Raw genomic sequence first — 9,429 nt, forward strand, 5'->3', positions numbered from 1 at the left:
CCGCGAAGATCGGGATCCGCGAGGCACTGCGTACCCGGATAGCCTGCGCTGCGTTGTGGATCGTTTTCGTCGCTGTGCTGGTCTTCGGTGTGGGGAGAATCGACTTCGTCCGTGACAACGCCGCACTGGCAGTCTTTCTCGTGGGAAGTGTTGTCCCACTGATGGTGTGGCGGTTTGCTGGTATTGGCATTTCAGACCTGAAGTATCGCCGCGAACGTGGGCAAGGGCTTGGGTCCCAGGCCGGTGCTTCATGGACCGATCGCGAGGAACAGACAGAACACGATCCCTTCGATCCTGTGGCGCAATCACAGGCCGCCTCCCCCCGCCGCGACGATCGGAATGACATGTCTCGCAACCTGTTCGACTTCCACGATGAACGCCGTCCGGAGCGAACACCGGCACCGCAACCGTTCGGTCCCGACCGGGTGCTACGGCAAGCGAGTCCGGACGATTTCAGTGCGCCTCGTGCAACGGTCAACCCGGACAGCCTGACCGTCACCCGTCACGTTCCACTCGGCGGTGAAACCGACTCTGTGCAAAGCGAAATGACCGATATCGGTGTGCCCCCTGCGTCTCGCGTAATCGATCGTGGCGAGCCCAGTACGAGTACGAGCACCCGAGGCGGAGCCCTTGACCGGTTGTTCGGCCGATCGACGGACCGGATCGATACCGAGGAATCGACAGTAGGTCGAATACTGTCGTTTCCCGGCGGCGGCGGTGGCGCACTCTTCTTCGACGCCGACAGCGCGACGGACGCCGGCCCGCGCAAAGAAAATCAGGACTGGGCGATCCTCAGCGGGTCTTTGCTGGGTATAGCCGATGGGGTCGGCGGGCGGTCTGCCGGCGGTCAAGCATCTCGCGCTGCGCTGCGGGCAGTCCGCGATGCGATCGAGGAAGACGGCATGAGTCTGGCGTCGGCGGTTACGCGTGCGAACACCGACGTCCGCGCGCGCCAGGACGACGACCCCGCGGATCGAGGAAGAGCAACGACTCTGGATATCGTTCACTTGGATGAAACCGGCTATCTGTACGGCGCCCATGTCGGTGACAGCCGCGTCTACATTCTTCCTGCGCGAGGTCGGCGACTGAGAAGATTGACGGCAGACCATTCGACCGGCAACACGCTCACACGCAGTATCGGTGGTGCGCGGTCGGTCACGCCCGATGTGTGGGCCCACGAGGCAGAACCAGGCGACATCGTGCTCGTCGCCACGGACGGTCTGTGGAAAGGCTCACTGCACGAGAATGACATCGAATCAACGTTGGTGGAGGCGCGACAACGCTCCACGATTCACATCGCAGAACGCCTCGTTGAGATTGCCAAAACCGGTGCGACCGACAACATCACAGTGATCGTGGGCCGAATCCAGCGCGCGTGAACTACAGAATCCATCGGTTCTGTTCGTGAAGGCCGTAGCGCGTCATGCTTTCCTCGACCGAGGAGGAAAGCATGACTGCTCTGATCATCATCGCAGCACTGGTCGCTACAGCCGCTGTCATTGCGAAAGTGGTTCGGACCCAACGCGCACAGGGCACTTTCGCGGGGAACGCTCCTCGCGCCGTCTCCAAGACGGTGCAGGAGCGTCTTCGGGTTCCTCTACCCACCCCCGAAAACGTTAGTGTCCGGGTTCTGGACAAGATCGTGAGCGGTGCGATCGGCACCGCTCGAACGAAGTTCATGCCGGTAGGCGTGCTCCTCGAACTCGCTCCGGAGATGTATGAACGCGTCGTGCCGATCTGGGTGCAGTTCTCCCGTGAACTGGGAGAAGATCTCGCCGCCCGTGCTGAAGCAGAATCGTGGAACTACTCCGGCGTTGCGTTCTCCCTCCGCGCAAACCCGGCTCTCGGCCGACGAGATGTCGAGGTAGTACTTCGCTATCCCGACGGCGACGACTCTCCGACCGACCAAGTCGGCGACGTCCCTCGCCGACCGCGCGGCGAGGACGACATCACCGATGTCGCGCCGGGTGACGCCTCCGAGCTGTGGTTCGCCGATCTGCCCGACGGTCGACGCGTCGCTCTTCGCAAGGGTCGGCGCTACGTGGTCGGCGCATCCTCCACATCCGACATTGTCGTTTCCTCGCGGACCGTCTCACGGGCACACGCTGCCCTGCGCTGGCATCCCGCCGCTCAGGTGGTCGAAGTCGAAGATCTCGACAGCACCAACGGCACCTGGCTCGACAACAGCCGGGTGGCCCCCCGCGAACCGAGGGCGGCGACGTCCGAGTGCGTGATCCGACTGGGAAAGCACGACCGGATACGTCTGGTGAAACGAAGTGCCTCGGGGGCGTCGAGATGATCGCCGACATGCTCGCGACGCTGTCCGTACTGGCGCTCACAGTTCTCGCCCTCCTGCGGGTACACACGGAAGCGGTGGCGACTCGACCAGCAGGTGGCGGCGCACCCGGTTTCAGCGGCGGGCAGAGTTCCAGCGACCTCGCGGCTCTTGGGGGACCTCCCGCGCTGGTGCTGACTGCAGCAGCCCAGCTGGGTTGGTCCGTGCAGCATTCGTTGCTCTACGTCGCGGCGGCAGCGGTGGTTCCGATCGTGTTGTGTGCGTTCGTTCGGCGCGTTGTGGGCGCATCCGCCTCCCTCGTGATCCCAGTCGCCGCCTGGACCCTCACGTGCCTCGGTGCCGTGACGGCGGAGAGGCTCTATCCGGGTAGCGGCGTCGACCAGGCGCGGTGGGCCTTGGTCGGGGTGGCCGCGTTCCTCGTCGCTGCGTGGATCGGCAGTACGTGGAACACCACCGCTCGCTCGATCACGGGGACAGGCGTAGCGGTCGCAGGTTGTGTCGCACTGACGCTTCCCCTCATGCCCGGGATCGGCGTACTAGTCAACGGTGCCCCTGGTTGGATATCTGTCGGGCCCTTCGTCGGACAGACGGGCGATCTGGCCAGAATCCTGATCATCATCGGATTGGGATCGATGCTGTATGCCGCAGGACCAGCGCTGCGAGCGGGAAGGGTTACGCCCGCGTTGCTAGCCTGCTGGCCGGTCGCCTTCGCCGCGGCCCTCGGTGGCTACGCATCCGACCTCGGTCCGGTACTCGTGCTCACCGGTGCAGTAGCAGTCATGCTGATCGTGTGCGGCCCGCCACCGCGCGTCTGGATCGGATTTACGGCCGTCGGTACAGTCCTCGTCGTCGCAACCTTTTTCGGTGTGGGAAAGCTCCGCGCCCGCATCGACCAGATGTTGAACCCCATCACGTCCGACGGACAGCTTCAGAACACAGGCGCGGCACTTCGGTCGTTCGCGACCGGAGGCTGGCTCGGCACCGGCTTCAACAACGGATCCCCGCTCGACGTCGCCAACGTAGAGAACGACTTCGTCCTCGCCGGCATCGGAGAGGAACGGGGAGCGATAGTGGTCATAGCAATCTGTTGCCTATTCGGTGCCTTGGTCACCGCCTGCTGGCTGTCGGCAATCCGTGCCACCAGCGCAGGGCCACGCCTGATCTCGACCGGCCTGGCAGCCATGGTGTCCGTGCAAGCCCTGTACGTCACGCTCGCCACCATCAACAAGGTGCCTGTCACGGGGATGGTCGTCCCGTTCCTCTCCAACGGAGGAAGCTCGCTGACCTGTATGTGGATCGCCGTCGGGCTTATCGTCGGCATCGGATCCCACCGCTGGCGGCCGGTTCCAAGCGTCCCCGAACTCCGCGTTGTCGCACGCGTCGACCGAACGAAGTGGGCGATCCTCGGACTGTGGTTGATCGTCATCACTTTGGTTGCCTGGCAAACCGTCGTACCCGAAGTTCCCGCACGAACCGCAGCCCAGGATGCCGCGTCACGAAACCCCGGCCCGGTTGTCTTCCGCGACGGGACGCCGTTCCTCGTCCCATCGACGATGCGTGACGCGACCACCGATGCCGACGTGCAAACCCGCACCCTGGAGTCGTCGATACCGCAGCTCAACGGAGACATCGACGCCGCCTACTTCGTCGCCACGAACATGAGCGCCGGCACTTGCTTACGACCATGGCTGGAACACCTTGTTGTGAAGAAGGCATGCGAATCACCGACAATGGTCACCTCCCTCGATTCAGCGGTCCAGACCGCTGCCCGCGACGGTCTCGAAACCCGCGGATACGAAGGGGACGTCGTAGCCTTGGACCTCAAGGACGGCAGTATCCTCGGCCTCTACTCACACCGCTCGGACCAACACTCCTATGACGCCGGCTACCCGGCGGTGTATTCGCAAAGCGCACCGGGATCGACGTTCAAAACCATCGTCGCAGCCAGCGCCCTGAGCGCAGGACAGAACACCACCACGCCGGTTCGCGACGAATACACACCCCCGGGCGGGGTCGGCATCGTCCACAACGCCGGCAACATCGAAGGCGGCGGCGATCTGACCCAGGCACTTGCGGAGTCCAGTAACACCGCATTCGCCGAGATCGCCATCCGAACCGGTCTGCAGTCGATCACCCAGATGACCGCGGTGCTCTCCGCCGATTCCGCCGACTTCCCGACTCACCCCGGCATCGTCGTGGGAGGCGTCGGCGACGACCCAGATGCGCTTGCGCGCACGGGATTCGGTCAGCAGGACGTCCGCGCATCACCGTACGAAATGGCCGTGGCGGTGGGCCGACTCGCGACGAACGGAGCACTACCCCGCGCGCGGGTGCAGCTAGGGCAATGCACAGACGACCAGCTGGATGTCGACTCCGTTACGTCGCCACCGGCAACCGCACTCGTTCTCGACAACCCGGTTACCGGACCCGTGCTCGACGGTATGCGGGCGGTCGTGCAGGACGGACACGCAGGCGAGCTCGGGATTCTCGACATGCCGGTCGCCGCGAAGACCGGCACCGCGGATGACGACCGCGGTTCCTACGACGGCTGGGTAGTCGCACTCGCGCCGGCAGAGAACCCCGAAATAGTCATCGCCGTCCGAATCTTGGGCGGTGAACAGTCGCCTCGATCCGGTGCAGCGGATGCCGCTCCCGTCGCAGCCGAGGTAGCGGTGGCGGCAATCGACGCAGTACGAGAAGATATCGGCCCGTGTCGCAAACCACAAGGAACGCAGGGAAAATAGTTCATGACGGCAACGAATTACACCACGGTCGAAGTGTGGGCCTCGGACATCGTCAAGTACCGAGATGACGGTGCGAACAACAGGCGCGTCCCCGTCGTAAGGTTCAGCCCGCCGAAACAGGTCGGACCTGCGATCCAGCTGGAGGAAGGGGACCGCCTCGAAATCGGTAGGCCCACCAAGAACGTCACCGACGGATACAGACGACTAGATGTGCCGGATGCACATAAGGCGTTCTCTCGGAACAGTTTTTTGATCACGGAGAGGGCGGACGCGACGCAGGTTAGGACCAAGCAGCGCGGAGGCTGCCATATCCAGTGGTGGGGTCACGCAACCGCTAGAGCGCTGAGAATGAACGAGAATTTTTTCGTGACAACGGACCCCACGTCGTTCCGAGTCGATTGCTCGGGACCGTTGGAACGCGGTCAAACGACATCCCACGAGCAGGCAGTCTGGGTGCTCGTACATCCGGGCAGGGTGCATCGGTTGCCACCGACGTCCCCGAACTATGTTCCGGGCGAATTAGAAACCGGTCTCACAGCCGGAGAAGACCCGACTGACCAGTACTTCTACCCAAAGGTCGTGCCGGGGACCAAGGCGCATCGGGAGTATCTGGCCGCACTCGATCTAATCGAATGGCACTTCAGCGATCTTCTGGAGTGGCCGCCGCGTTTCGAGCCTTCGGCGAGCAGGCCCGGGCTCTCTGGCGAGCGTCAGAAGGTGCTGCTTTTCCGTCACGCCCTGACCCAAGTCGGGCACCACGTCGATGCCGACGCCATTCACGCTCTCCCGGATTCGTTTCTACAGTGGATCGTCGCGCACAACATGCTGTCGTTCCACGATCATCGGCAAGACTCGCGCCTGGGATCGCTCGACTAGAGCGATCCCCGATCACTGTCCGGGCGTATCGCCGTGTTCTGTCAAGAATGCGGGCGAAACACACTGACTCGGCACGGCTGTACGACCGCAGTGATCAGGGCGTCCGCCAAGGTGGGATCGCTCGCAGGAAGCGATCCCACTGCAAGCACCAGCCTGTTATTTCGAGTGACGTCTCGCGCCGCCCACGTTTCCGGGAACGCTGCCATGTCGTCCTGACCGTCGGCCGACTCGGCTGCACGATTGGTCGTCCGCGCTCCGCCGTCGAACGCCGGCCGAACCACACACCCAGACGCGAGCATTACAGCCAAGCACACCTTCGCAACTACCTCGGCGCGTCCGGACCGGGCTACGAGCTGCTGGGACGCCGCCTCTATCAGATCAAGAAACTCCTGATCTCCGTCGCCGAGTGAGGTCAAATATTCGTGCCACGGCTGCGCGTACGGACGTTCGGTCAACGCGACTCGTCGAGCGCGTGCGAGTTGCTGTTCGAGGACGAGATCAACGGTAGCGCGGCGCAGTTCGATCGGACCCCGAACATCAACAGCGTGAACCCGAATAGTGTTGTTGCTGTGGGCCGCTACCGGATCCCGTGAGACGTGGGAATGGATACGAAAGTTTTCGGTTCCGGTGTGGATCACAGTGCAATCGTCCCCGGCCGAGTCGGTGCTCAACAGGATCGATGAGTTCTGCTCAGCAATTCACGACGGGTCACTGTTGTTGTCACGTGCGCGACGTCGAGGGTCGTTCAATCAACTACGCTGGGTGGGCAATCCTCTTGCAGGGCTATGGGGCGGGGCTGCGTAACTGTGTCGAGCGACGGCTTCCCCGCCTGGCGGCAAACCAGCTCCAAACCGGGTTGTGGAGCGATGCAGTTCGATCAGGTACTTGGCAAGCCCGGCGAGCTCGTCGCGGAGACGCAGAGACCGAGACCAAGGGGCGGTCACCTGCTAGCTAGATGCCTGCGATCACGTCGTCGCGAAGCGCGTCGGACGACTTAGTGAGGCTCTGTGCTGCGGCAGCAAGTGCTCCTGAGATCAGTCTGAGCTGGTTCCCTTCAGCAGGTTGCCCAGCCTCGGTAGCTGCAGCGTAGGTGTCGAGAACGAGAGCTAGGCGAGCCAGTTCTTCCTGCGTTTGCGCAAGGTCTCGCTTGGTGCCGTCCAGTGTGGACTGCAGAGATTGAATGCGGAGGCCGGCGTCGTGGATCGTAGAACTGGCCTGGTCCAGCGAACTGGTGAGCGTCATGCCCGCGAGAATACATCGCGAATACGAGGTCGAAATGGGAGCTATCAACGCTGTTGGTGGCGGAGCGGCCGCGCCGTGGGCTATCCAAGGTTCGAGTAACTGATGGGTTCGTGGCCGTCCTCTGGCCAGGCAAGCGCAATGTATTTCTGGACGTCTGTCGAGGGTCTATCGAAGCGGTATGAAGCAGGTTGTACCGTCGCGCTGTTCTCGGGCACCCCAAGGCCGAGGTTCAGATTGAGTGCCCCGAATTGAACTGTTGCACCGCATACCTCGTCGTCAATTGTTTGGTTGATGACGCCGATGGATTCTGGCGTGCCCTTGGGATCGACTCGGTGCCTTCGAGCGTGCAGTCCCCATCGATTAGGGAACAACGCTCCGCGCCAAAGAATATCATGGAGCGCAACCCCTGGTTGTGTCCTGACTGACTTGAGGGGTGTGCCGGCCGCACCGAAGGAGCGTGAGGCCACGCCCCCGAGAACGAGTTTGAGGAGCCAAAGTTGTAGTCGTGGTCCACTGAGAAGGAGGAAATGATCGTCGGCCGGCCCCAGGAAAGGTGCTGTCGTGCTCGCCAAGGACAACTGCATGTCCCGTACTGCCTGAAAGAACTGTCCTGCAATGGAATCCAAAGGTGACAATGCATTGTTGTGGCGCTCACAGAGGATCTTCGAGGCTAGTGCTTTTGTGCCTACCGATTTCGATGCTCCATGCAGCCACGGTGCGCCGCTGAGCATGGGTGCTTTTCCGTCGATGTGCAGCTGCCGGTGAATGTTGGCACTGATCCAATGCTCTCTACTGATCTTGTCGGAACAGTCTGCTCCTGCCTGGCCGAAGCACTCGGGGTGTGCGTAGCCAGTGCGAGCATCGTTCAGGAGGGGTGGCGGTTCCGAGACGATCCAGCGACCGGCTGCAGTCGCATGGCAGGACCGCGTCCGCCGGCGGGATCCGCAGAGGCAGGCGTCCTCGAGATCGGGTCCCACCCGTTTGGTACTCCGCTTGTATCCGGAGGAGGTGAAGACGGAGTCGTCGAGAAGAGGAAAGGGACGGGGCACCTGAGCGATCCTATTCCGGCATTGGCTTCGGACAGGGCGCACCCGGTCCCCGGCACCGAGTGCGCCGGGGACAATTGCGGCCGCTGCCGGGTTGCGTCTTGTCGATAGATGTGATCCCAAACGCTTTGTTTATCAACGTGTTTCGATGACTCCTACGTCTTCCAGTGCAAGTGTTTCGATGGTAGATTCAGAGGCGTTCTGTTGATCGGCGGACTGACCATCCGTCACCCGAATTGAGAGGCTGAAATCTGCCATGACATCGATCGTCGATTCAGTGTTGCCAGTTGCGTCCGTGCTCGAGGTGGTCTTCGACAACGGGTCTCTAGGGGGTGCTGACTGGTCGAACCGGGCCGTCGTGCTCGAGGCCTTGCCAGAGCCCCTGGTTGCGGGATACCCCGCAGAGGGGGCCTATGTGCAGATAAGTGATGGAAGCGGCGGTATCGCCGCGTCGGGATGGTTCTCGGTGGACGAGCGCAATGCCACCGAGACCCATGCAAGCGTTGCTGTCGTGTGGCGTGAGCCGTTGATGGCCGTCGAGCACACCTACAAGAGCTGGACGGGGTTGGTGCGTACACGTGACATCTCACCGGTCACGGTGTCACCTGGGGCCGCTCCCGCGTGGTTCGGTGAGTATGTGCGGCCGATCCACGAACGGGCCGCCGTCGAACGGACCTTGCAGGCCGTACGCGAGAGCGCCAATACCGAGCGTGCGAACCATCGCGAGTGGGTCAGGCGGATGAGCGAGTCCGCGTGCGAATGGGCGGACGAGAACAGTCTGTGCAGCGAGTTCGAGAGGTTCTGCGAACAGTGGGGGCTCGAAGGCCGAGAACGTGACTTCGATGTAGAAGTGAATGTCACGGTTGCATTAACAATGACGCGATCGGCGCGTAGCCAAGAAGATGCGGACGAGGCCGTAGATCTCGACGATGTACGGCAGCATCTACGAGACAATTTCTCGTATCTCGATGTGAATTTCACTGTGGGTGAGTAGTAGTCGCACGGGAAGTGGGGTACGCGCAGCGTGCCCCACTTCCCGGTAGCGGTCTACTTGGTCGGGGCGCGCAGCGGTCCGAAGGTGTACTAAATGCGAAAGATGTTGGAAGACAACCAAGATAGGTGATCCGTTGGCCGTTGGCGCGCAGCGCCCGGCAAGGAAAGACCGCAATAGGCCGCCTTGGCGGCCGGCTTCTGGCGGTGGGCGCGCAGCGCCCACCAGAGCCAC

The 9,429-nt window shown here is 62.5% G+C and carries 8 protein-coding genes; 6 read left to right on the forward strand and 2 right to left on the reverse strand.

Annotated elements, in window-relative coordinates; all coding sequences use genetic code 11:
• The first annotated feature begins 344 nt into the window (after window positions 1-344).
• From CH305_RS27870 to CH305_RS29245, 5 genes are all read left to right on the forward strand, one after another.
• Window positions 345-1,379, forward strand: coding sequence for a PP2C family serine/threonine-protein phosphatase (locus CH305_RS27870; protein WP_157773226.1), 1,035 nt, complete (start codon window positions 345-347; stop codon window positions 1,377-1,379).
• A 71-nt stretch (window positions 1,380-1,450) separates the two neighbouring features.
• The gene (locus CH305_RS27875; protein ID WP_032392088.1) at window positions 1,451-2,299 is read left to right on the forward strand and encodes an FHA domain-containing protein; all 849 of its coding nucleotides are present in this window, start codon (window positions 1,451-1,453) and stop codon (window positions 2,297-2,299) included.
• Window positions 2,296-5,040 (forward strand): FtsW/RodA/SpoVE family cell cycle protein, encoded by a 2,745-nt coding sequence (locus CH305_RS27880; RefSeq protein ID WP_015586233.1) that lies wholly within the window; start codon window positions 2,296-2,298, stop codon window positions 5,038-5,040. The genes CH305_RS27875 and CH305_RS27880 overlap by 4 nt, the downstream gene beginning before the upstream one ends.
• A 483-nt stretch (window positions 5,041-5,523) precedes the next feature.
• Window positions 5,524-5,916 (forward strand): hypothetical protein, encoded by a 393-nt coding sequence (locus CH305_RS28820; RefSeq protein ID WP_141216407.1) that lies wholly within the window; start codon window positions 5,524-5,526, stop codon window positions 5,914-5,916.
• Window positions 5,917-6,338: 422 nt separating this feature from the next.
• Window positions 6,339-6,509 (forward strand): hypothetical protein, encoded by a 171-nt coding sequence (locus CH305_RS29245; protein WP_155289038.1) that lies wholly within the window; start codon window positions 6,339-6,341, stop codon window positions 6,507-6,509.
• A gap of 358 nt (window positions 6,510-6,867) precedes the next feature.
• On the opposite strand, the gene CH305_RS27895 is transcribed toward CH305_RS29245, so the two are convergent.
• Together CH305_RS27895 and CH305_RS29645 are read right to left on the reverse strand one after the other, a co-directional pair.
• A complete protein-coding gene (locus CH305_RS27895; protein WP_032375883.1) occupies window positions 6,868-7,158 on the reverse strand; it encodes a hypothetical protein in 291 nt (96 codons plus the stop codon).
• 1,181 nt (window positions 7,159-8,339) lie between these two features.
• Complete coding sequence (locus CH305_RS29645) at window positions 8,340-8,462, reverse strand: hypothetical protein (protein ID WP_255032396.1); 123 nt, start codon at window positions 8,460-8,462, stop codon at window positions 8,340-8,342.
• On the opposite strand from CH305_RS29645, the gene CH305_RS27905 reads away from it, so the two are divergent.
• Complete coding sequence (locus CH305_RS27905; RefSeq protein ID WP_015586238.1) at window positions 8,461-9,198, forward strand: hypothetical protein; 738 nt, start codon at window positions 8,461-8,463, stop codon at window positions 9,196-9,198. The two genes, CH305_RS29645 and CH305_RS27905, sit on opposite strands and share 2 nt — an antisense overlap.
• Window positions 9,199-9,429 lie beyond the last annotated feature (231 nt).

The sequence above is a fragment of the Rhodococcus sp. 15-649-2-2 genome, assembly GCF_002258645.1.
In the GTDB taxonomy this organism is placed as follows: domain Bacteria; phylum Actinomycetota; class Actinomycetes; order Mycobacteriales; family Mycobacteriaceae; genus Rhodococcoides.

Coding starts and splice junctions, on each gene's coding strand:
- CH305_RS27875 (WP_032392088.1), top strand. CDS start 1,451: ATGACTGCTCTGATCATCATCGCAGCACTGGTCGCTACAGCCGCTGTC.
- CH305_RS27870 (WP_157773226.1), top strand. CDS start 345: ATGTCTCGCAACCTGTTCGACTTCCACGATGAACGCCGTCCGGAGCGA.
- CH305_RS27880 (WP_015586233.1), top strand. CDS start 2,296: ATGATCGCCGACATGCTCGCGACGCTGTCCGTACTGGCGCTCACAGTT.
- CH305_RS27895 (WP_032375883.1), bottom strand. CDS start 7,158: ATGACGCTCACCAGTTCGCTGGACCAGGCCAGTTCTACGATCCACGAC.
- CH305_RS29645 (WP_255032396.1), bottom strand. CDS start 8,462: ATGGCAGATTTCAGCCTCTCAATTCGGGTGACGGATGGTCAGTCCGCC.
- CH305_RS27905 (WP_015586238.1), top strand. CDS start 8,461: ATGACATCGATCGTCGATTCAGTGTTGCCAGTTGCGTCCGTGCTCGAG.